The organism is uncultured Ligilactobacillus sp., assembly GCF_948826705.1.
Lineage (GTDB): Bacteria > Bacillota > Bacilli > Lactobacillales > Lactobacillaceae > Ligilactobacillus.
Window position 1 is genome coordinate 1 of the sequence record NZ_CAQLEL010000093.1, and the last position, 22,878, is coordinate 22,878.

The window sequence follows — 22,878 nt, forward strand, 5'->3', positions numbered from 1 at the left end:
GGTTCTGGTGCAGCACCCATGTTATGCAAGGTGTGCAAGAAACGGAAAGCTGTCTTTGTAACGTGTAGACGTGCCATCCGATTTTTCAGTAATATCTGCATAGGAGCCGTCGGCATAAGTCTGGCGGTAAGTCCTTTCATTAGACTGTGCGATGGTGTTAAATGGAATTATTGTCGCAAATAAACCTAATATTATATATATTAATGTTTTCATTCCTGTATTCTAAATGATTGGATGTGAATCCGGCCGGTGATTTTATTCGGAATCAGCAGGATATGTCCATTGCTCATAGGCAACTTCTGTTATCTTGACCTCGCCTTTGTTGGTGACGCAAGCCCCGACAGAGGCAAAGGAGAACGGCGTGTTGCCGGGGTATGTCATGACTTCAAGACCATTGAGGGAAAATACAAAATCGCCTCCATTTTTGCGTTCAAAAGAAATGGTCCACATGCCGTCTTTAGCTTTTTGGTATTTATATCGCACGCGGTTTTTTCTACCATTTCTCAAATGTTATAAGACTCATACTGGGTAAAAATGGAACATTTCGGTAAGTTTATTTATGTGTATAATATATATAAATGCATAGAAGATGATCGTATATGGCTCAATAGAAGCTATTACGCTCATCTTTTTTACATTTGTTAATAGTAGAAAACCAAAGGCAACTACATAAGAATCGGTCTAATTTCTCAGTGATCTTTTTAGTTATTATCTCCGAATTAGGTACGAAATATTGATATCACTAGCAAATATGTAATATAAAGATATATGTATTTATTATTAATAACTTTTATGTAAATCCATCTATTTAAGTTGAATATACATTAAAAAATAATTATGTACAAATTAAAAAGTTGTGGTATTATTTAATTGTTGGTAGTGCACGACCGATATTTGGTGTTTAAAATTTTATTGAACATCCCGGGTGTTTTGGAGGGAATAAAAATGAGAAGAAAAATGAGTGTTTACTTGGTGTTACTAGCGTTTATTGGCGCGTTCTTTACGACCCCACTAGTAGCAGTTGCAGATGACATTCAAAGCGAGCAAGCGACTAGTGTAGTTACCACCAAAGAACAAGCTACCCAAGAGCAACAAGAAGTAGTGGAGAAAACAACAACATCTGCTGGTAATACTGCTCGACCTGAAACAAATACACAGGTAGTCCAAAAAGAAGCGGTGTCTGAGATAAATCCACGGGCGCCGACCAAAGTTATTGCAGATGTGCAACAATTGTCGTTAACAGCCGATGGAAAAGCAGTGACCAAAATCGACCAGTACACTGACTTGACCTTAAAAATGGGCTTTACTTTGCCTAATAATCAAGTCAAAGAAGGCGATTATTCGCTCATCCAATTGCCTACTGAGTTACGTTTAGTGCGCAATACTGATTTTGAGATCAAAGATACACAAGGAAATATCGTAGCCCACGCAAAGGTCGATGTAACTAACAAGCAGATCAAGATGGTCTATACTGACTTTGTGGAAAAACATTCCGATATCAGTGGGACACTTACCTTGGCTTTACGGGTTGATACTAAGGTCGTTAAAGAAAGCAAAAAGCTTATGTTAACACTTGATGTTGATGGTCAAGTCAAACCTTTAGGCGAGATCGATTATGAAAATCGTCACGATGATTCCAGGGAAGCTTTCTCCAAGTCTACGTGGTTTGTAGACGGAAAAGGCAAAGTGATCCAATATGCGATCCGGGTCAATGGCGGTAAGAAAGATTACCAAAATGTTAAGATCAAGGATATGCTGGTATCAGCTGGCTTAAAATATAAGGCTGGTAGCTTTTCGATCAAAAAAGGTGACTGGCAATTAACACAAAATGGGAACAGTAGTAACGGCTTTTTCTTGGCCAATGAAGTTGATGTGACTTCGCAATACAAAGTCAATGTGGCTGCCGATCAAAGAAGCTTTGATCTTGATTTAGGTGATATCAATGGTGAAGGCTATTTGATCGTTTATCAAGTTGAAGTAGGTCATGATCCAGTACCTGGTGAAGCTTTTAACAACAAGGCGCAAATGACTGCTGATAATTTAGAACCGATCGAATATACAGCTAATGTTGTCTACCAAGCTTCCAGTGGGGATGCCATGGGTTACACCTACACACTCAAAGTCCATAAAGAAAATCAATTAGGTGAACCACTTTCTGGCGCTGTTTTTGATGTGATCCGTGATTCTACTGGCGAACGTGTTCAAACTGTGACGACTGGCGCTGACGGTACTGCTCAGGTCACAGGTCTATTGCGTGATAACTACACCTTAGTTGAAACTAAGGCGCCTGAAGGATATCAAGTTACTGATGAACAACTAAAGATCAAAGCGACTGAATTTGTGATGGGAGCACCATTACTCAAACACGTAGTCAATAAAGCCAAAGTGATCGATATTTCAGGGAAAAAAACTTGGGAAGATAAAAATAACCAAGATGGCAAACGTCCCGAAAAGATCGTAGTCAATTTGATCGCTAACGGTCACAAAGTTCAAAGTAAGGTAGTAACAGCTAAAGATAACTGGCAATATAGCTTTAAAAATGTTCCTGAATATTATTTAGGTAAGAAGATCAATTACGCTATCACCGAAGAGCCAGTTAAAGACTATCAAACTAAGGTCAATGGCTATGATCTGATCAATAGCTATCAACCAGCGACAACTAAATTTGAAGTCAAAAAAATCTGGCAAGATAGCAACAACTATGCTTGCATTCGCCCTAGATCCGTCCAAGTGCAACTCTATGCTAACGGGCAGGTCTACGGTGGTAAGATCGAACTTAGTGCTAAGAATAACTGGCAATACACATGGAAAGACTTACCAGCAAAACAAAATGGTAAAGCTATCAAATATCAAGTTGTAGAAGTCACACAGATCAAAGGATATCTTACCCACCAAGTAAACACAGGTGAAAATCAAGTGACCTTGATCAATCGTTATTGTCCACCATTGAATTATCCGAAACATTGCCATAAACCAAAAGTGCCTAAAAAAGATCATAATGGTAAACACCACGGGATGAATTTCTTCCCAGGATATATTATTTGTTATTAAAATTAAATAATGTAGGTGGTTAATGTTCTATCTAAAATAGGACGTTAACCATTTTTTTGATACCAGCGAGCTAGTTTATGGTGATAGCGTTGCATGGCATTATTGATCTGAGCTTGACTTAACTCGAGTTTTTGGGCGACAAGAGAAGCTTTTTGATAATGAAGATAAGCACAAAAAACTTGGTATTCCAAAGGTGTGAGTAAGGTCGGTAGCTTTTGCAAAAGTAATTCAAGTTCGATTCTTAATTCAAGATCACCAAGCGTTATCGGCAAAATGTCACCTTTTTCATAAAGTAGCCCTTCAAGTGAAATGACTTGTTTTTCTAGCAGACGTTTTTGGGCATTTTCACGTCGCAAGAGCGAACGAAAATGGTTGCAGAGGCTGAGCTTGAAGTAAGCACCAAAAGTAATGTTGGCTTTAGTTGGGTCAAAGGAACAAGCTGTTTGATAACAAATGATCCGAGCCTCTTGTAGTAGGTCATCGGTATCTAAAAATTGTAAGTGAAAATGACCGATCAAGCTTAAGATCATTGGCTGGTATTTTTTAACTAATAGTTGCAAGGCTAAGCTGTCGGCGAAAGTCTTTAGTTGAAATAATAAGTTGGTCAATTCTAAATCATTTTCCATCGTGATCACTCCAATATGTTTGATAACTTGAATATAACAGATGTTAGCAACAAACAAGCACCAGCAATGAAGTCAAATAAGGAAAATTATTAAAAAAAGACCCGTAAATCTAATTTACGGGTCTTTAACGTCAGCCACTTACCGGACTTGAACCGGTGACCCCCACCTTACCATGGTGGTGCTCTACCTGCTGAGCTAAAATGGCATTACTCAATACATAGATTAGTATATATGATTGAGTAATTTTGTGCAAGCAAAAAAGGAATAAAATTAAAAAAATTTTGCTATTTGAGCACTAATTCAGTTTTAAGTGTGTATAGCTTAGGCGAAAGTTGCCGTAAGAGCGGTGAAGGTTCACCGATCGTTATCAAGGTCAGTTCATGCATTGCACGTGAACAGATCGTATACAAGATCCCAAGATCAGATAGGGGGTAACTTTCTTTTGAGATGTCGTAAGCGATGACGGCATCAAATTCAAGGCCTTTAGCGAGATAGATCGGCAAGATAACAACGCCTTTTGGTAAAGCCCGATCTCGATCACCGATCAAAGTTGGCGAAAATTCACGATGAAGCTGTTGATAAAGCATTTTGGCTTGTGCAAGATCTTTGGTGATCAAAGCTACAGTATCATTTGTCGCGAGCTGTTGATGTAAAGCCTTGTTCAAGGCTATAAACCTGTTAGCTTGATCGGGTGAAGCGATGATCTGAGGTAATTTACCATCACGAGTAAATGAGTTGATCGTAGCTCCATCAGGTAATAAAGCCTTCATAAAGTCGGTGATCTGTGCGGTCGAACGATAACTTGTATTTAGCGAAACAACGTGACTAGAGCGCGGTTTGAGATTTTTTTCAAGTAGATCTAATAAAGCTTGTGGTGTTTGGAGCGGATTAAAGAGTGCTTGTTCACTATCGCCTAATAGAGTCAATTTGGCCTGAGGAAAGCAGTGCTTAAGACAGATCAATTGTGGTAAAGTGTAGTCTTGCATCTCATCGACAAAAAGATGAGCGATCCCTTGATTTTGCCCACTACCCGTCAAAAGATCACGTAAGTAAAGTAGTGGTGCGCAGTCTTCTAGCGCGATCTTATGAAATTCTAGGCGTTCACTGAATTCAGTGACACTTTCAGGAAGCGTTTGGGCTAAAAAGTGCTGATACTGTGCATAAATGTCTAAGAAATAGTCATTATAGAGCGCATCATAGATGATCGCAAATTTCTGTTCAACTATCTTGCGCGCTAAATGATCGATCTCATCATCAACGGCTTGAAAACGGCCACGTGTCTTAGTGCCCAATAAGTCGTAGTATTGACGGTCATCTAAATTATCAATTTTTTCTAAGACCCAGCTGGCTTTTGCTTCTTGTTTTATCCGCCGGTTGAGACGCTTGATCAAGATATTTTTGGTCTCGTAGAAGCGTTGTGCTGGTTTCATTTTCAAGGGGAGCCCTTGGTAGATCTCAGTGATCTCTGCTTTTGAAAAGAACACTTGTCCGCCATCTAAAGTGATATCACTAAAGCATAGCTCGGCTGGATCTAAGTGGTAAAGATAGTTTTGGATCATATCCATGAAACTAGCCTCTTCTTTTTTAGCACGGATCTTTCTTTGGTCAGATGTAAGGGTACGCTGTTTTTCATAACGATCAAAGAGTGTCTCAACTTTTAAGCCTTGGAAACGTTGTGCTAAAAATTCAGCTAGCGTTACTTGGCGCATATTGCGCTCGCCTAAACTTGGCAAAACTTCAGAGATATAGTGACTAAAGAGCAAGTTAGGCGAAAATAAGACGATCTGATCAGCTGAGAGTTTATCACGACTATGATAGAGCAAAAAGGCGATCCGTTGTAAAATGGCAGATGTTTTACCAGATCCAGCCACACCTTGAACTAGTAGTAATTCATGTTTGGTATCACGAATGATATCGTTTTGCTCTTTTTGGATCGTCGCCACGATATTTTTCATATACTCATCGTTATGTTCACCCAAGACTTGTTGTAGCATTTCATCGCCAACAGTTTCGTTAGTGTCAAACATATTTTTGATCTGACCTTCAACGATCGTAAATTGGCGCTTCTTTTGCAAATTCGTCTCCAATTCGCCCATTGGTGTTTCGTACGTAACTTTTCCCAAAGTACCATTGTAATAAATTGAGGAGATCGGAGCCCGCCAGTCATAGATCAAAAAGTTTTGGTGTTCATCTACAAGGGATGCAGTCCCAATATAAAGTGTTTCAGGTGTTGTTTCACCTGGATCGAGGATATCGATCCGCCCAAAGTAAGGCGAGTTCTTGAGTTGCTTTAGGGTCTTGACTTGTTTGGCTAAGATCTTTTCATTTTCTAAGTTTTTAGCGACCAATTGCTTTTGTTGTTGAACTTCGGCATTGGTCTCCATTTGATCATCGATTTCAAAAGTATTTATCTTGGCATTTTGTCCATAATTTTTTTCGACCAGTGAAGTTTCAAGTTGAGCTTTTTGATACTCGTGTTCATTTAGCATGAGTTGGCGCGTGATCTCTTTTTCAACTTGATCAACATGAGCTTGTTCAACTTTTTTTGCATTATCCAAGCAAATCATCCTTTCTGTATGAAACGTGCAAAAAGCTTCTAAATTCAGTAATTACTAAAGTTTAGAAGCAGTCAGGTTATTATAACATGGATCTATTGCAGATATGTGACAAAAATGACCAATTAGGCTAAAAAGCGTTTTAGCAAGTTTAAAATTATTTACAGTGAAACTAGTTGTAAGATTTTTGGTTAATGGGTATACTTGTAAAAAATAGTTAAGGAGAGTTTTTATGAAACAAAAAAGATTCAAATGGTGGCAGATCCTATTGGGATCAGTTGTCTTAGTGATGGTGGGGAACTTGGTTTATGGCACATTGAAAAAAAGTACACCTACCACTGAAAATAAGAAATATACAACGGTCAAGGTCAGTCAAGCCGCTCCATTGACTTATTCGGGGAAAGTTGAAGCTGTTAGAAGTCAAGTTTTAGCGCCAACTTCAGGTAAAGCGCAAAGTGTGACTGTTCAAAACGGCGACCATGTGGAGCAAGGCCAAGCGGTGATGACGACTTTTAGCGAATCCTATGAAGAACAAGCAACGGAGGCACGCCAAGCCTTGGCTAAAGCAAATCGTCAAGTCAACCAGCAACAACAAGCAGTCGAACAAGCGCAAAGACAGTTAGCTCAATTGAGTCGCGATGATGAAGGTTATACTGAAATGCAAACACAAGTGACGACTGCGCGTAACCAACTTGAAGATGCTCGCGGAGAAGTGACCGATGCGCAAAATAAATTAAATACACTCAATGGTCGCGTTAATGGCACTGTTACTGCACCGTTTGCTGGGACGGTAACAGTTGAATATGATAAGACTGGGCAACCAAGTGTGATGTTATCTTCGGATGATCTTCAGCTGAGTACCCAACTCTCAGAATATGATTATCCTAAAGTCAAAGTCGGTCAAGACCTCAAAGTAACGGCTCTAGCAACTAAGCATGAACAAATGACTCAATTAGGCTACTTAGCCAATACACCTGCGCAAAATAGTAAAGCCAATGATTCTAAATATGAGTTGACTGCTCCATTAGATAGTACGAAATTTATGGCAGGTCAAACGCTCAATGTAATGATCACCCAGTCAGGAGTGCAAATTCCGCAGACCAGTGTCAAAAATGGTCATGTCTATGTAGTAGAAGATGGAAAAGCTAAGCGGATCGCAGTTACAGGAACGACATCTAATGGAAGTTTTATCGTTAAGAGTGGATTGAATAAAGGTCAGCGGGTCATCGTCGATCCAGATAAGGGGTTAAAAGATGGAAAAACAGTTGAGACCAATGATTGAGCTAAAAAATATCAATAAGTCATATGTTCAAGGCACAAATAGCTATCATGTGCTCCACGATATCAACTTAACGATCGCTCAAGGTGAATTTTTGGCGATCATGGGCCAATCAGGTTCAGGAAAATCGACTTTGATCAATATTATAGGATTTTTGGATGATCAGTTTGAAGGTACTTATTTTTACTATGAACATCCGATCCATGAGTACACACGGGCTCAATTTTCCAGTTTGCGAAATCAAAATGTGGGTTTTGTCTTTCAAAATTTCAAGTTGATCCAAAATATTTCGATCGCAGAAAATGTTGGACTACCTTTGTTGTACGCTGGACAAAAACGAGCATATATCAAAGAGCGTGTCCGTGAAGTTTTAAAAGCGGTAGGTTTAGCAGACTATGAGGATCAATTACCTAAAAATCTTTCGGGGGGCCAACAACAGCGAGTGTCTATTGCCCGAGCGATCGTGACAAATCCCAAATTTTTGATCGCAGATGAGCCGACTGGTGCTTTGGATAGTGAAACCTCTAAAGAGATCATGGCTTTATTCAAACAACTAAACCACGATAACGATACAACGATCATTATTGTGACCCATGATCCTAATGTGGGGGCTCAGGCTGATCGCTTGGTGCATATTTTAGACGGACGTTTGACAGAAGATGTAGATCATAAGCCAAAGGGGGATGCTAATGAAGTTTATTGAATTACTAAAAACAGCGTGGCAGTCGTTAAAAGTCAACCCCAAGCGTAGTTTCTTGACGATGATCGGGATCATTATTGGGATCGCAGCTGTGATCACGATCATCGCCTTAGGAAATGGGGTCAAAAAGCAGATGATCGATAGTTTTAAGACGACTGGTAGTGGTGAACAGACAACAACGATCGAGTTTATGTCGACTGATCCAAAAGCAATCGGGTTTAAGCAAAATGATATTTTAGCGATCGAACAAAACTTCTCGGGCAAAGTCCAAAAAGCTCAGATCGATACTAAAACAGCCGGTATCCAAAGCTATGCTCAATTTGGCAATGCCACTGATACGACGGTCACCTTGGGCGTAACGACTAAACCGATCGATAATTCCTTGATCATAGAAGGCAAGAATTTTACGCAACAGACCTTTTTACAAGCTAGACCCCAAGTGTTGATCACTAAGGCGTTAGCTAAACGTGAATATAGAGATATTGAAAGTGCGATCGGCACACCTGTCTTCATCAATAACACCAATTATATCGTTGCTGGGATCTATCGCCAAAATCAACTAGCCGAGGCAACTGATCCAACTTCAGGTGATGTGATCGTTCCTAAAGATGTCTACTTTGCTAATGGAACGAGTAAGACGCAGGGAAATAGTTTGAAATTGACGATCGCTAAGGGGGAAAATGCGTCTAAAGTAACTAATAAAGTCGTTGATTATTTGAAAAAGAATGCGACCGCTAAAGATCAAGGTGAGTATAGTTTCTTTGATCTAGGAAGTATGTTAGAACAACTTTCAAAGGTGATGGATACGTTGACCCTTTTCATTAGTGCGATCGCTGGGATATCTTTATTTATCGCTGGGATCGGGGTCATGAATATGATGTATATTTCAGTTTCTGAACGTACGCAAGAGATCGGGATCAGGTTAGCGATCGGAGCAACACCAGGCAATATCTTGTTGCAATTTCTTCTTGAAGCGATCATGTTGACCGTCAGTGGCGGCTTGATCGGCTTTGGTTTTGGCTGGCTCTTTGCGCATGCGATCGCAAAATTTATGCCAGGCAACATCACAGCGGTGGTGACCTTCAATTCGTTCTTACTGGCGTTTGGAGTCTCGACAGCAGTTGGGATCATTTTTGGACTCTTACCAGCACGCCAAGCCGCTAATAAAAATTTGATCGATATTTTAAGATAAAACTAAGAGGCTGTAACATAAGTAGTTTTTGTATTATATATATTAATAAAAACTATTGCTAAAGAATTACTATTCGTTGTTTGTTGTTACAAAAACTAGTATTTTTAGGATAAGTAAAGACATCTTCAATTCCAACGTTTGGAATTGAAGATGTCTTTACTTATGTCACAGCCTCTTTAGTGATTGTTTTTCTTTTTTACGCAAGCCAAGCGAAATGATCAAACCTAAAATAATTAATGCAATAGTGAAGTAGATCCCATAATGGAACCCAGTCGTAAAGACTGTAGTGGACTTAGCACTTGGATCGATACTTTCACCAAAAGTTAAAAGTAAGGTGGTTAAAGCAGTTGCAACTGCCCCCACGATCTGCTGTAAAGTATTCATGATCGTACTTCCATCAGCTGCTTGGACATTGTTTAAAACGTTTAAGGCATGGGGTTGAGCCGGCGACATAGCCAAAGGACAACCGATCATCAAAATGACGTGTGCCAAGATAACATGACCGATCGAACTGGTCGTGCTGGTGAAAGTTAACATTACAGCACCGATCAAGGCTAATATAAAGCCGATCTGCACGAGAGCTTTAGCGCCGTTTTTATCGTAAAGTCGGCCAGATATCGCTGAAACGACAGCATTTACGATCCCACCAGGTAACATTATGCTCCTAGCTTGTTAGGGGAAAAGATCTGCATAGCAAGGGTAAACATCAAAGGCAAGATGATACCAGTTGCGATCCCTTGGATCATACGGCCGACCAATAAAAGAGGGGCAAGTGCTGAAATAATAGCGTCTAAAAGAAAATCACTCAACCCAAAGATCACTAATTGACGGGTAGAAAACCATTTAGTCAATAGGCTTGAAAAGGGCAAAATGATCCCGATCACTAACATATATCCTGTGACGAGCCATTGAGCACTAGCTGTTGAAATATTTAAGACATAAATGAGTTGGGGTAAAGCGATGTTCAAAGAAGTCTCTGAAAACATTCCCACAAAAGCCCCGATCAAAACGCCGAGCATAGCTAGCATAGGGCGATCTACTTGTACACGTGCTTGTTTGATCGTTGTTTCCAATTGATCGATCCTTTCTTTATATAAAGTGAAAACAGTGATCATGATAGCAAAGTGATCAAGTATTTCGTAAGTGATTTTTTAGTGAAAAAGATAAAAAATATTTAATGAAAAGATCCGAGTCTGCCAAATAGGCAAACTCGGATCTATCTATTTCCAATATTTTTCGATAAATGCTTGCCGGCCTCCTGCTTCTTCTAGGGCAAAGCGGGAGGGGTCTTTTTTGTAGAAATCTTGGTGATAGTCTTCTGCAGGATAAAAAGTTTTGGCATCTTCGATCTTGGTCACGATCGGTTTATCAAAGCGACCACTAGTAGCTAAAGCTTGACGTGATCTTTCTGCGATCCTGCGTTGTTTGTCATCTTTTACAAAGATCACGGGTCGATAACTGTCACCGCGATCTTGAAATTGTCCCATCGCATCAGTTGGGTCAGTTTGGTTCCAGTAGATCTCAACTAATTGTTCATATGAAACGATCGTCGGATCAAATTCGATCAGGACAGCTTCAGTATGTCCAGTTGTTTGGGTCTTGACTTCTTCATAGGTCGGATCAACGGTGTGCCCACCAGTGTAACCTGAAATAACTTTTTTGATACCAGGATAAGTGTCAAAAGGCTTGACCATACACCAAAAGCACCCACCAGCAAAAATTGCAGTTTCTGTTTCCATAATAAAGATCACCTTTCTTGATTAGTTTAAAGTTCAACGAGGACGGCGTTTTCTAGGAGAAAGATTTTTAGTCGTTTTAGCGTTGATCGTATTGGTGTCGGGGATAAATGACACATCGGTATCGATCACCCCGAATTTACGGCGCATCATGTCTTCGATATATTCGGCTAAATGATAACTTTCTAGAACATTCATATTTGCATTGACGATGATCACAACATCAACAGTGACTAAATTTCCATTATAATGCGCTTTTAGTTCATCGACTTCAGTGACACCTTTGATGTTGTTGATCGCTTCTCGAAAAGCATTTTCCGCTTTAGGATCGAAATAGTCAGCTAGATTCAAGCTACTTTCCATAAAGATCCGGGCTCCAGAATAAAGGATAAAACATCCCACTAAGATACTCGTCGCCCCATCGAGCCAACTGATCTGAAATAACAGTGCGCCAGCGATCGAGATCAAGGTACCTAAACTGGTCAAAGCATCGCTCAAACTATCTTGCGCTGAAGCGATCAATGAAGCATTTTGCAATTTATGGCCCCATTTTTTATTGTTATACCAGACTAATAACATGATCACACTGGCGATACCAGCCCCAATTAATGCGATCGGTTGAGGAACGACGCGTTTGTCGGGCGAAAATAGGCCCGTGATCCCTTGGATGATAACGCTCAAAGAGATCGCGATCATAACGATCCCGGTCACTAAAGTAAAGATCGTTTCATAGCGAAACCGTGTGAATTGGATACGCTGATCGTTACCAGTCTTGTGTAAAGAAAGTTTAGGTAAGGGAACGACACCAGCGATATCGTCGTCATCAATATCTCGGGCAATATGGATCCCGATCATTAGTAACGAGGTCGAAATGATCCCGGATAAATTGTTGAAAGCATCAGCGCGTAGAGTTTGCGAATGGCTCATCGAAGCTAAGATCCACTCGATGATCGATATCAAAAGATATGCCCCTACATTGAGAGAGAGGTGACGCATTGCAGCATTTAGTTTATTTAATTCTTTAGCTTGAACTTTTTCCCAGTCTTCATATTCGCGCTTTAGATGTTTATCGACATCACGCATTTGTAACCTTCCTTTTAGTGTGATTTTAACTACATTATAGTACAGATGAAAATCTACTGGTAGCTATTAGTTTTGTTTAAGATAAAAAATTGATATATTTAAAATATGAGGTGAGAAAAGGTGACAAAGTTAGATGACATTTTACAACTATACTCCACAGCAGAGGTAAGTGAGCGTCCAGAACTTACACCAGAAAGTGTGAGTTTTATATGTGAAAAAGGATATTTGAATTTGACCAACGTAGATCTAACAGACAGAGAACTGGAATTATTACGAGTTTTATTGGGCGAGCCTGTCAAACACTACGATCGTTGGCAAGCTTTTTTATGTGGTAAGGGTGAAAAACCATCTATTGAGGGAAAAGTTCGCTTCATTTTGGGAAAGGTCGAATTAAAAAATTCGGAATTTTCTTTGACAACGTGGAAAAAAGCTTTAAGAGAAATGTTTATGACTGAGATCTTAGCATGTTTTCAGCTGAAAAATGACGAATTTGTCTTAGTTGAGCGAGTCGGTCCCACTTCCTATGAAAGTGTTGATTTTTTAGGGATCGCCCAGAGCTTAGATGCTGAATTGAACACGAAGACTAAGTTTTTTATCGGAGACCCTTGGCCAACTGAGCTTGATCTAGCACAGTTGTTTACTGAAGAACAAGCGATGTTTGAAAGAAGCACTGACAAAAATACGACAGTCATGACAGCTACTAAAGGTGCGTTAGAATATTTTACGCATCAAAGTCGCAAGCAAAGTTATCTTCTCAAAAGTTATCAAAGGCTTTTTTTAAAAGATCCACAATTAAAAAAGATCATTCAAGCTCTATACCATACGCAGGGCAATACGTCACTTGCGGCAAAGAAGTTATACCTACATCGCAATTCATTGCAGTATAAATTGAATCGTTTTGCAGCAGAAAGCGGTTTGGATGTAAAGAAGATGGATGACTTGATGTTTTGCTATCTTTTGACTTTATGAGTTTTTTAGTCAATGTGCACAAAAAAAGAGCGTGGATCTGGGCAGATTTTGCTAGTTTAAGAAAGCGTTACCGCATATAATAAAGTCATCAATAAGAAATGGATAGGTGAAAAAAATGGTCAAATTGGATTTAGATCACATTTATAAGAAGTATGATAACGCAGAAGATTACTCGGTAACAGATTTTGATCTACACATCAAAGATAAAGAATTTATCGTGTTTGTCGGTCCTTCAGGTTGTGGTAAATCAACGACTTTGCGGATGATCGCGGGGTTGGAAGATATTTCTGAAGGTGAATTTAAGATCGATGATCGTGTTGTCAATGATGTTGCACCAAAAGACCGCGATATTGCGATGGTCTTCCAAAATTACGCACTTTATCCACATATGACAGTCTATGATAACATGGCTTTTGGGCTTAAATTGCGTAAATACTCCAAAGAAGAGATAAAAAAACGTGTATCACATGCAGCTGATATTTTAGGGTTAACAGAATATTTGAAGCGTAAACCAGCTGCCTTATCCGGGGGACAACGCCAACGTGTGGCTTTGGGGCGGGCGATCGTGCGCGATGCACCGATCTTTTTGATGGACGAACCTTTGTCTAACTTAGATGCTAAGTTGCGGGTCTCCATGCGGGCTCAGATCGCAAAATTGCATCAAGAATTGGGGACGACTACGATCTATGTGACTCACGATCAAACAGAAGCGATGACGATGGCAGATAGGATCGTGATCATGAAAGATGGTAAGATCCAACAAGTCGGCTCACCACAAGAGGTTTATGATGATCCAGCTAACGTCTTTGTCGGTAGCTTTATCGGAGCACCAGCGATGAATTTCTTCAATGTGACCGTTAAAGATGGCAAGGTTTATGATGATGCTAAGAACTTTGAGATCGAAGTTCCTGTAGGACGATTAAAATTATTAAAGGATAAGGGATTTGATAATAAAAAAGTGATCATGGGCATCAGACCAGAAGATATTCATACTGAAAATGCTTTCTTAGATACATTCCCGAACTCCAAAGTTGAAGCGACAGTTACAGTTTCAGAGCTATTAGGTGCTGAGTCCCAACTTTACAGTAAATTAGGTGAGACTGAATTTGTCTCTAAAGTTGATGCACGTGATTATGTTAAGCCAGGAACAAAGATGACAATGGGATTTGATCTAAATAAGGCACACTTCTTTGATCCAGCAACAAAAATCAATTTGAATCGATAAGAAGGCGAAAATATGGGAAAATGGTGGCAAAGTGCGGTGATCTACCAGATCTATCCGCGCAGTTTCAAAGATACAAATGATGACGGGATCGGTGATCTGGCTGGGATCATTTCCAAATTGGATTATTTAGAAAAATTAGGTGTGACCGCGCTTTGGTTATGTCCAGTCTATCGTTCACCTAATGATGATAATGGTTATGATATCAGTGATTATCGTCAGATCATGCAAGAATTTGGGACGATGGCTGAGATGGAAGCTTTGATCAAGCAGGCTAAGCAACGTGGGATAAAGATCGTAATGGATCTAGTCGTCAATCATACTTCAGATGAGCATCAATGGTTCATCGAAGCTAAAAATGATCCAAAGAGCAAGTACCGTGATTATTATATTTGGCGCGATCAAAAAGCCGGTAAAGAGCCGACTGAACTGAAGAGTGTTTTTGGCGGCCCAGCTTGGGAATATGATGAAACAAGTGGACAGTATTATTTTCATCAATTCAGTCGAAAACAGCCTGATCTAAACTGGGAAAATCCGGCAGTCCGAGCTGAAGTATACGATATGATGAATTTTTGGGTCGCTAAAGGGATCGGTGGCTTTCGGATGGATGTGATCGATCTGATCGGCAAAATTCCAGAAAAAAATATCACAAGTAACGGACCTAAGCTACATGAATATCTAAAAGAGATGCACCAAAATGTTTTGGCAGATACTAAATTGGTGACTGTCGGCGAGACTTGGGGTGCAACACCAGATATCGCTAAATTATATTCTGACCCCAAAGAAAAAGAATTGAGAATGGTCTTTCAATTTGAACATGTTCAACTAGATCAATTCCCTGATAGACCCAAGTGGTTTACCAGACCACTTTCTGTTGCCAAGTTAAAGGAAGTTATCACTAAATGGCAAGTAGAGTTAGCTGATGTTGGTTGGAACAGTTTATTTTGGAGTAATCACGATCTACCACGGGCAGTTTCTGCTTTTGGAGATGATGGGGCTTACCGAGTTCAAAGTGCAAAGATGTTAGCGATCGTATTGCACTTATTAAAGGGAACTCCATATATTTACCAAGGTGAAGAGATCGGAATGACGAACCTGAAGTTTACCGATATTACACAAATTGATGATATCGAGGCCAAAAATATGTATCAAGAATACAAGGCTAAAGGATACTCAAATGACGAACTCTTACAAATGATCTCGCATAAAGGGCGAGATAATGCTAGAACACCAATGCAATGGGATGCAACAAAAAACGCTGGCTTTTCGGCTGTGAGACCGTGGTCAGCAGTTGCACCTAATTATCGGACGATAAATGTTAAGGCTGCTTTAGCGGATAAGGATTCGATCTTTTATACTTATCAAAAATTGATCGCTTATCGTAAAAGTCACGATGTGATCGTCTACGGAGATTATACCCTACTAGAGACAGCACCAGAAGTTTTTGCCTATGTGCGTAGCTATGAAGGTCAAAGCGTTTTAGTCATCGCCAATTTCTCTAAAGACGTTCAAAAAGTAGCGTTACCTAAATATCAGATCCAAACACCATTTATCGCTAATTACGATAAGAGTCCACGTGATCTGGCAAAGCTAGAGTTACGCCCATATGAAGCCTTAGCTTTTGAAATAACAGATCATTTATGATAGCTCTTGCGATATTCTAGCGGGCTATAAGCAGTTTTTCGTTTAAATGCTTTAGAAAATGTGAAGGCATCTTTGTAACCAACTTGGCTGCTGATAGAATCGATCGGATCGGTCGTTTCTATCAGCAGTTTTTTTGCGTGCGCGATGCGTAGATCTGTTAAATATTGTTGAGGTGTTTGGCTTAAATAGCGTTTGAACAAAGTGTACAAATAACTACGCGAAAGATGTAATTGAGCACAGATATCGGAAATATTGATCCCTGTGGTATATGCCTTTTGCAAGTGATCTCTTGCTTGGACAAAGGTACGTGAAGCTGTACTTTGACTGACCGACCTATTGGCAGGATATTCTTTTAAGAAGGTGGAAAGAAGAGCTAGAAAGTCGCTTTGGATCTGTAATTGCTCTGGTAGTGTCGGCGTTTGGTGGAGTTTATCATAAAAGGCTAATAATTCTTGACTGAATTTACTATTTTTAACATCTTTTAAGTAAAAATCAGGATAAAGTTTACTGTTAACTAAAATATCTTCAAAACTGGTACTTGAAAAACCGATCCAAAGATATTCCCAAGGATCATTAGCATCTGCTTGATAAAAGCATGGGACTGATCTAGGCAATAAAAAGAGATCGCCCGCTTTTAATTTAGTGAATTTTTTGCCAGCACTGCTAAAGACACCCGAGCCTTTCAAGACGAGATGTAAAACGTATTGGTCACGAGTGTTGTTCCCAGAAAATGCGTAGTTTGCTTTTGTCTGCTCACGACCAAAAAACAAAATTTTAAAGTCAAAATGTTCACTGTTTACCGTGCTATATTCCGAATGCATACGTCTTTACCTCTAATTTATGTCAAAATGTTTTGTGATCATTATGACATATTATAGCACAGTTTTACCATTCTTTTTTACTAAAAAAATTTCTATAATAGCATTATAGAAAACGTTTACAATTTTTATCTATGAAAGGAAGAGGGCAGATGCGCTTATTTAAGGGATTATTAAGTGTTGTAGGTATTTTGGGTTTAAGCGTCAGTTTAGCGAGCTGTGGTAATAATGAGCAAGCTACCAAAACAAGCGATAAGGTCACGATCGAGTATTTTAACCAGAAAAAAGAGATGTCGCCGACCTTAAAAGAGATCATCAATGATTTTGAAAAGGAAAATCCAAATATCCATGTGAAGTTGACCGATGTTCCTAATGCAGGGACTGTTTTGAAGACACGTGTTTTAGCAGGAGATATGCCCGATGTGGTCAATATTTATCCACAAAATATCGATTTCCAAGAATGGGCAAAAGCTGGTTATTTTGAAGATCTTTCAGATCAAAGTTATTTGAAAAATATCAAAAATGATTTTGAAAAACGCTTTAAAGTAAACGGTAAAGTGTATAACGTTCCATTATCTGCTAATGTTTATGGCTTCTTTTACAATAAGACAGCTTTTAAGAAATTAGGTGTCAGTGAGCCAAAGACTTGGGATGAGTTTGAGGCTTTGGTCAAAGAATTGATCGCAAAAGACCAAACACCTTTTGCGATCGCAGGTACAGAACCATGGACGTTGAACGGTTATCATCAGTTGGCGTTAGCGACTGTGACTGGTGGAGGCAAACAAGCAAATGAACTTTTACGCTATTCCGAGCCTAACGCTTTAAAAGTCGATAATAAATATCTCAAGGAAGATTTTGAACGATTAGATCTTTTGCGGATGAAAGATGCTGCGCAAAAGAATTGGCGTGGGGCAAGCTATAACGATGCTGTCGTTTCGTTTGCGTCACAAAAAAGTTTGATCATGCCAAATGGTTCCTGGGCGTTAGCGATGATCCAACAACAAAAACCAGATTTTGAAATTGGGACTTTTGCTTTTCCAGGTAATGAACCAGGGCAAGAATTGACAGTTGGCTCAGGTGACTTAGCGCTTTCGATCTCAGCAAATTCAAAAAATAAAGCGGCAGCACAAAAATTTGTAGCTTATATGACGACTAAAAAAGCCATGCAAAAATATTATGATGTTGATGGAAGTCCTGTAGCTGTTAAAGGTGTCAAAGAAGCAGGAACAAATTCACCGTTGTATGGTTTATCCAAGTTGGCCTTCACTAAACACCAAATGATCTGGCTAGCGCAAGATTGGACGAGTGAAAATGATTTCTTCAACTTGACGACTAATTATTTGATGAACGGTGACAAACAAGAGATGGTGGATTCTTTGAATACGTTCTTTAATCCGATGAAAGTTTCTAATGATCGGGAGGGATAGTGATGAAACAACGAAAATTTATTGAGAAAAACTGGGGCTGGATCTTTTTATTCGTGCCACTTTGCTTACAGCTGATCTTCTTTTATTTTCCAATGTTGCAAGGTGCTTTTTACAGTTTGACTGACTGGACAGGGTTGACTTATAACTTTAATTTTGTGGGTTTAAAAAACTATGAGATCTTATTGGGCGATCAAAAATTTTTAAAAGCGATCGGTTTTACTTTGATCTTGACGGTCTGTTTGATCGTAGGTGAGATCAGCTTAGGGATCGTGTTAGCTAAAGCTTTGAATTCTAAGATCAAGGGGAAAACATTTTTTAGAGCGTGGTTCTTTTTCCCAGCTGTTTTATCAGGTCTGACGGTCGCATTAGTCTTTAAACAGTTGTTCAACTACGGTCTACCAACACTGGGTAAGATGCTGGGCCTTGAAGCCTTAGAGACGAGCTTATTGGGGACACCAGGTGGGGCTGTTTTTGCGGTGATCTTTGTTCTTTTATGGCAAGGGATCGCTATGCCAGTGATCATCTTTTTAGCTGGTCTACAAAGTATTCCAGAAGAGATCAGAGAAGCTGCTAAAGTTGATGGCGCAAATCGACACCAGATCTTTTGGAAGATCGAATTGCCTTATCTATTACCAAGTATCTCGATCGTCTTTATTATGGCACTTAAAGCAGGTCTGACCGCCTTTGATCAGATCTTTGCGATGACAAGTGGTGGTCCAAGTGATGCCACGACTTCTTTAGGTCTATTGGTCTATAACTATGCCTTTAATAATAATCAATACGGATATGCTAATGCGATAGCGATCGTTTTGTTTATCTTGATAGCGATCGTCTCCTTTATCCAGATCAAGATCTCAAGTAAGTACGAAATCGATAAGTAAGGAGAAGAGAACATGGAAGAAAAAAATAACCGCAATTTTTGGAGCTATCTTCTTTTAGTAAGTGGAGGGATCTTGATCTTATTGCCACTACTTTATACAGTTTTGAGCTCATTTAAGACGACTAAGCAGATCATGGATAATTTTTTTGCTTGGCCTGATCCTTGGACGCTGGATAACTACAAACGTCTTTTTAGTGATGGGATCGGAGATTATTTCTTGAATTCAACGATCGTCACGATCTTATCCATCGTGGTGGTCATGATCTTTGTTCCGATGGCTGCTTATTCGATCGCACGAAATATGTCTAAAAAGAAAGCTTACAGTATTATGTATCTGTTATTGATCTTAGGGATCTTTGTTCCATTTCAAGTTATCATGATCCCGATAACGGTAATGATGAGTAAGATCGGCTTGGCTAATATTTGGGGATTAGTATTGTTATACCTCACTTATGCGGTCCCACAAACATTGTTCTTGTATGTTGGTTACATCAAGATGAGTATTCCAGAGGGACTAGATGAAGCCGCACAGATCGATGGAGCTAACAAGTTCACCACATATTTTAAGATCATCTTTCCGATGTTAAAACCGATGCATGCCACGACTTTGATCATCAATGCCTTATGGTTTTGGAATGATTTTATGTTGCCGTTATTGATCCTAAACAAAGATAGCAAGTTGTGGACTTTGCCACTGTTCCAATACAACTATACTGGTCAATATTTCAACGATTACGGACCAAGTTTTGCTTCGTATGTGATCGGGATCATCACGATCACGATCGTCTACTTGATCTTCCAAAAAAATATCATTGCTGGTATGAGTAACGGTGCTGTTAAATAGAAAGGAATAATATAGATGAAATTAGAGAACAAAATGATGTTGATCACATATGCAGATAGTTTAGGCGAAAATTTAACAGATCTGAAATATAATTTGGAGACACACTTCAAAGATGCCGTTGGAGGCCTACATCTACTGCCATTTTTTCCCTCAACAGGTGATCGTGGTTTTGCGCCAGTCGATTATACCAAAGTCGATCCAGCTTTTGGGTCTTGGAATGAAATTGAAGCTTTAGGTGAAAAATATTATCTGATGTTTGATTTTATGATCAATCACATCTCACGGCAATCAAAATACTATAAAGATCTACAAGCTAATAAAGATGAAAGTCCGTACCGTGACTTATTCTTGAGTTGGGATAAATTTTGGCCTAAAGGACGTCCAACTAAAGCAGATATCGATCTGATCTATAAGCGAAAAGATCGTGCTCCTAAACAAAAGATAACATTTGCTGATGGCAGTAGTGAATACTTGTGGAATACTTTTGGAGAAGAGCAGATCGATCTAGATATTAAAGCTAAAGTAACAAAAGAATTTATCAAACAAACGCTTGATCAATTGATAAAACACGGAGCAACAGTTATTCGCTTGGATGCGTTTGCTTATGCGATAAAAAAACTTGATACCAATGATTTTTTTGTCGAACCTGAGATCTGGGAGTTATTAGATGAAGTCCAAGCGATCGTAGCTAAAAAAGATGCTCTGATCTTGCCAGAGATCCACGAACACTATACGATCCAACGAAAATTGACACAGCATGATTATTTTACGTATGATTTTGCTTTGCCGATGGTCGTGTTATATACGCTTTATAGTCAAGATGCGACTCGTTTAGTCGAATGGTTGAGCGATAGTCCGATGAAACAATTTACAACACTTGATACTCACGATGGGATCGGAGTCGTCGATGTCAAAGATATTTTGACCGATGAAGAGATCGAGCTTACGACTAATAAACTTTATGAGATCGGGGCTAATGTCAAACGTAAATATTCATCAGCTGAATACAATAATTTAGATATCTATCAGATCAACACGACTTATTATTCGGCTTTAGGAGATGATGATAAAAAATACTTTATCAGTCGCTTGATCCAAGCTTTTGCCCCAGGGATCCCTCAAGTTTATTATGTCGGGCTTTTAGCAGGAAAAAATGATATCGAATTATTAGAAAAAACAAAAGAAGGGCGCAATATCAATCGACATTATTACAGTAATGAAGAGATAAAGCGCGAAGTGAAACGTCCAGTCGTAGCATCTTTGCTTAAATTATTTACCTATCGCAATCGTTCAAAAGCATTTGAACTAGATGGAAAGTTTGAGATCACAACACCTACTAAACATAGATTTAACATTAAACGTACAAGTGCTGATGGACAAACGGTAAGTGAACTAAAGGTCGATCTTGCAACTTTTAGCTACGAAGTCAAAGAAAATGGTCAAAAAATTACTTTCTAAATCACTTTACAGTTGCACTAACATCTACTACAATTAAGATAAACTTCGCAAAACGGTAGTGAGTAGTAGGTCACCTAACAGAGATGCATCGTTTAGCTGAGAGATGTAAGAGCTATGAATTGGATGCCGTGAGAAGACAACTAGATAAGTGATTGAGCGGCATTTTTGCAAGTTAGGTGGCACCACGGTAATTCGTCCTAATATCTATATGGTATTAGGGCGTTTTTTAGTGGTCAGCTAGCTTTGCGCTCAAGATAAAGGAAGGAAAACTATGGCAAAAGATATTATTTTAACAGGTGATCGTCCCACAGGTAAGCTTCATATCGGGCACTATATCGGTTCACTGAAAAATCGAGTTGAGATGCAAAATACGGGAAAATATGAAACATTTATCATGATCGCAGACCAACAAGCTTTGACGGATAATGCGCGTGATCCAGAAAAGATCAAAAATTCATTGATCGAAGTTGCCTTAGATTATTTAGCAGTCGGTATCGATCCTAAATTATCGACGATCTTTGTGCAATCACAGATCCCAGCATTAGCAGAGCTCAATTTGTATTATCTGAATTTAGTTACAGTCTCACGCCTAGAACGCAATCCAACTGTCAAAGCTGAGATCGCTCAAAAGAATTTTGAGCGTTCTATCCCTGCAGGATTTTTCACGTATCCTGTGAGTCAAGCGGCTGATATCACTGCTTTTAAGGCTAATTTAGTTCCAGTCGGTGATGATCAAGAACCGATGTTAGAGCAGACACGTGAGATCGTTAGAAGTTTTAATTCGATCTATGGCAAGGAAGTTTTAGTTGAACCACAAGGCGTCTTTCCGCCTAAAGGTTCTGGACGTTTGCCAGGTCTTGATGGTAATGCTAAAATGAGTAAATCTTTGGGAAATGCGATCTACTTGGCTGATGACGCAGATACTCTACGCAAAAAGGTAATGTCGATGTATACTGATCCTAATCACATCCACATTGAAGATCCTGGACAGATCGAAGGAAATATGGTCTTTACGTATTTAGACATCTTTGATCCAGACAAACAAAAAGTGGCAAAATTAAAAGAACACTACCAAGCTGGTGGTTTAGGTGATGTGAAGATCAAACGCTACCTAAATGAAGTCTTGGAAGCACAACTGGGTCCGATCAGAAAACGACGCGAAGAATTTGCCAAGGACCTACCAAGTGTTTATGCAATGCTAAAAGAAGGTAGTCAAAAGGCTAATGCAGTAGCAGAACAGACATTAGCTGAAGTTAGAGACGCTATCGGGGTCAACTACTTTGGCTAATATTACACAAGAAGACTGTTTCGACAGTCTTTTTTTGTGAGCAATGTTTTTGATTGCTGATCTGTGAGAGAGTTATGATAGGATAAAGGTACTTTAATTAAGTAGA

Annotated in this window: 18 protein-coding genes, 1 tRNA gene and 1 pseudogene; 12 read left to right on the forward strand and 8 right to left on the reverse strand. The window is 39.3% G+C overall.

Annotated elements, in window-relative coordinates; all coding sequences use genetic code 11:
- Positions 1–255: 255 nt before the first annotated feature.
- Positions 256–507, reverse strand: a complete 252-nt coding sequence (locus Q9Q35_RS06205) for a hypothetical protein (RefSeq protein WP_304652606.1) — start codon at positions 505–507, stop codon at positions 256–258.
- Positions 508–945: 438 nt separating this feature from the next.
- Here Q9Q35_RS06205 and Q9Q35_RS06210 point away from each other — a divergent pair, with 438 nt between their 5' ends.
- A complete protein-coding gene (locus Q9Q35_RS06210) occupies positions 946–3,051 on the forward strand; it encodes a Cna B-type domain-containing protein (protein ID WP_304652607.1) in 2,106 nt (701 codons plus the stop codon).
- 44 nt (positions 3,052–3,095) lie between these two features.
- Here Q9Q35_RS06210 and Q9Q35_RS06215 read toward each other — a convergent pair whose 3' ends face one another.
- The 3 genes from Q9Q35_RS06215 to helD form a co-directional block, all read right to left on the reverse strand.
- Positions 3,096–3,677 carry a sigma-70 family RNA polymerase sigma factor gene (locus Q9Q35_RS06215; protein WP_304652608.1) on the reverse strand — a complete coding sequence of 194 codons (582 nt, stop codon included), beginning with the start codon at positions 3,675–3,677 and terminating at the stop codon, positions 3,096–3,098.
- A gap of 132 nt (positions 3,678–3,809) precedes the next feature.
- A tRNA-Thr gene (locus tag Q9Q35_RS06220) sits at positions 3,810–3,882 on the reverse strand.
- A 79-nt stretch (positions 3,883–3,961) separates the two neighbouring features.
- The gene (helD, locus tag Q9Q35_RS06225; protein ID WP_304652609.1) at positions 3,962–6,235 is read right to left on the reverse strand and encodes an RNA polymerase recycling motor HelD; all 2,274 of its coding nucleotides are present in this window, start codon (positions 6,233–6,235) and stop codon (positions 3,962–3,964) included.
- 229 nt (positions 6,236–6,464) lie between these two features.
- Between helD and Q9Q35_RS06230 the strand changes: the two genes are divergently transcribed.
- From Q9Q35_RS06230 to Q9Q35_RS06240, 3 genes are read left to right on the forward strand one after another with little or no spacing between them, the layout of a single operon-like run.
- Positions 6,465–7,514, forward strand: coding sequence for an efflux RND transporter periplasmic adaptor subunit (locus Q9Q35_RS06230; protein WP_304652610.1), 1,050 nt, complete (start codon positions 6,465–6,467; stop codon positions 7,512–7,514).
- Positions 7,507–8,214: an ABC transporter ATP-binding protein gene (locus tag Q9Q35_RS06235; RefSeq protein WP_304652623.1), complete on the forward strand. Its 708-nt coding sequence runs from the start codon at positions 7,507–7,509 to the stop codon at positions 8,212–8,214. Before Q9Q35_RS06230 ends, Q9Q35_RS06235 begins: the two co-directional genes overlap by 8 nt.
- Positions 8,201–9,403, forward strand: coding sequence for an ABC transporter permease (locus tag Q9Q35_RS06240; RefSeq protein WP_304652611.1), 1,203 nt, complete (start codon positions 8,201–8,203; stop codon positions 9,401–9,403). The genes Q9Q35_RS06235 and Q9Q35_RS06240 overlap by 14 nt, the downstream gene beginning before the upstream one ends.
- Positions 9,404–9,568: 165 nt before the next feature.
- Here the strand turns inward: Q9Q35_RS06240 and Q9Q35_RS06245 are convergent.
- From Q9Q35_RS06245 to Q9Q35_RS06255, 3 genes and pseudogenes are all read right to left on the reverse strand, one after another.
- A pseudogene (locus Q9Q35_RS06245) lies at positions 9,569–10,518 on the reverse strand (MFS transporter).
- A 105-nt stretch (positions 10,519–10,623) separates the two neighbouring features.
- The gene (gene msrA, locus Q9Q35_RS06250) at positions 10,624–11,142 is read right to left on the reverse strand and encodes a peptide-methionine (S)-S-oxide reductase MsrA (protein WP_304652612.1); all 519 of its coding nucleotides are present in this window, start codon (positions 11,140–11,142) and stop codon (positions 10,624–10,626) included.
- A gap of 33 nt (positions 11,143–11,175) precedes the next feature.
- A complete protein-coding gene (locus Q9Q35_RS06255) occupies positions 11,176–12,222 on the reverse strand; it encodes a cation diffusion facilitator family transporter (RefSeq protein ID WP_304652613.1) in 1,047 nt (348 codons plus the stop codon).
- Between the two features lie 120 nt (positions 12,223–12,342).
- Here Q9Q35_RS06255 and Q9Q35_RS06260 point away from each other — a divergent pair, with 120 nt between their 5' ends.
- The 3 genes from Q9Q35_RS06260 (at position 12,343) to Q9Q35_RS06270 (ending at position 16,057) form a co-directional block, all read left to right on the forward strand.
- Positions 12,343–13,191 carry a helix-turn-helix domain-containing protein gene (locus tag Q9Q35_RS06260; RefSeq protein WP_304652614.1) on the forward strand — a complete coding sequence of 283 codons (849 nt, stop codon included), beginning with the start codon at positions 12,343–12,345 and terminating at the stop codon, positions 13,189–13,191.
- A 115-nt stretch (positions 13,192–13,306) separates the two neighbouring features.
- Positions 13,307–14,416 carry an ABC transporter ATP-binding protein gene (locus tag Q9Q35_RS06265; protein WP_304652615.1) on the forward strand — a complete coding sequence of 370 codons (1,110 nt, stop codon included), beginning with the start codon at positions 13,307–13,309 and terminating at the stop codon, positions 14,414–14,416.
- Between the two features lie 12 nt (positions 14,417–14,428).
- Positions 14,429–16,057, forward strand: coding sequence for an alpha-glucosidase (locus Q9Q35_RS06270; protein WP_304652616.1), 1,629 nt, complete (start codon positions 14,429–14,431; stop codon positions 16,055–16,057).
- Here the strand turns inward: Q9Q35_RS06270 and Q9Q35_RS06275 are convergent.
- Positions 16,048–16,878 carry an AraC family transcriptional regulator gene (locus tag Q9Q35_RS06275; protein WP_304652617.1) on the reverse strand — a complete coding sequence of 277 codons (831 nt, stop codon included), beginning with the start codon at positions 16,876–16,878 and terminating at the stop codon, positions 16,048–16,050. The genes Q9Q35_RS06270 and Q9Q35_RS06275 overlap by 10 nt on opposite strands.
- A 149-nt stretch (positions 16,879–17,027) precedes the next feature.
- Between Q9Q35_RS06275 and Q9Q35_RS06280 the strand changes: the two genes are divergently transcribed.
- From Q9Q35_RS06280 to trpS, 5 genes are all read left to right on the forward strand, one after another.
- The gene (locus Q9Q35_RS06280) at positions 17,028–18,302 is read left to right on the forward strand and encodes an extracellular solute-binding protein (RefSeq protein WP_304652618.1); all 1,275 of its coding nucleotides are present in this window, start codon (positions 17,028–17,030) and stop codon (positions 18,300–18,302) included.
- A 2-nt stretch (positions 18,303–18,304) separates the two neighbouring features.
- On the forward strand, positions 18,305–19,183 hold the full coding sequence (locus tag Q9Q35_RS06285) for a carbohydrate ABC transporter permease (RefSeq protein WP_304652619.1): 879 nt from the start codon (positions 18,305–18,307) through the stop codon (positions 19,181–19,183).
- A 12-nt stretch (positions 19,184–19,195) separates the two neighbouring features.
- Positions 19,196–20,026: a carbohydrate ABC transporter permease gene (locus Q9Q35_RS06290; RefSeq protein WP_304652620.1), complete on the forward strand. Its 831-nt coding sequence runs from the start codon at positions 19,196–19,198 to the stop codon at positions 20,024–20,026.
- A 15-nt stretch (positions 20,027–20,041) separates the two neighbouring features.
- Positions 20,042–21,484, forward strand: coding sequence for a sucrose phosphorylase (gene gtfA, locus Q9Q35_RS06295; RefSeq protein WP_304652621.1), 1,443 nt, complete (start codon positions 20,042–20,044; stop codon positions 21,482–21,484).
- A 271-nt stretch (positions 21,485–21,755) separates the two neighbouring features.
- A complete protein-coding gene (trpS, locus tag Q9Q35_RS06300; RefSeq protein ID WP_304652622.1) occupies positions 21,756–22,772 on the forward strand; it encodes a tryptophan--tRNA ligase in 1,017 nt (338 codons plus the stop codon).
- The last annotated feature ends 106 nt before the right edge of the window (positions 22,773–22,878 follow it).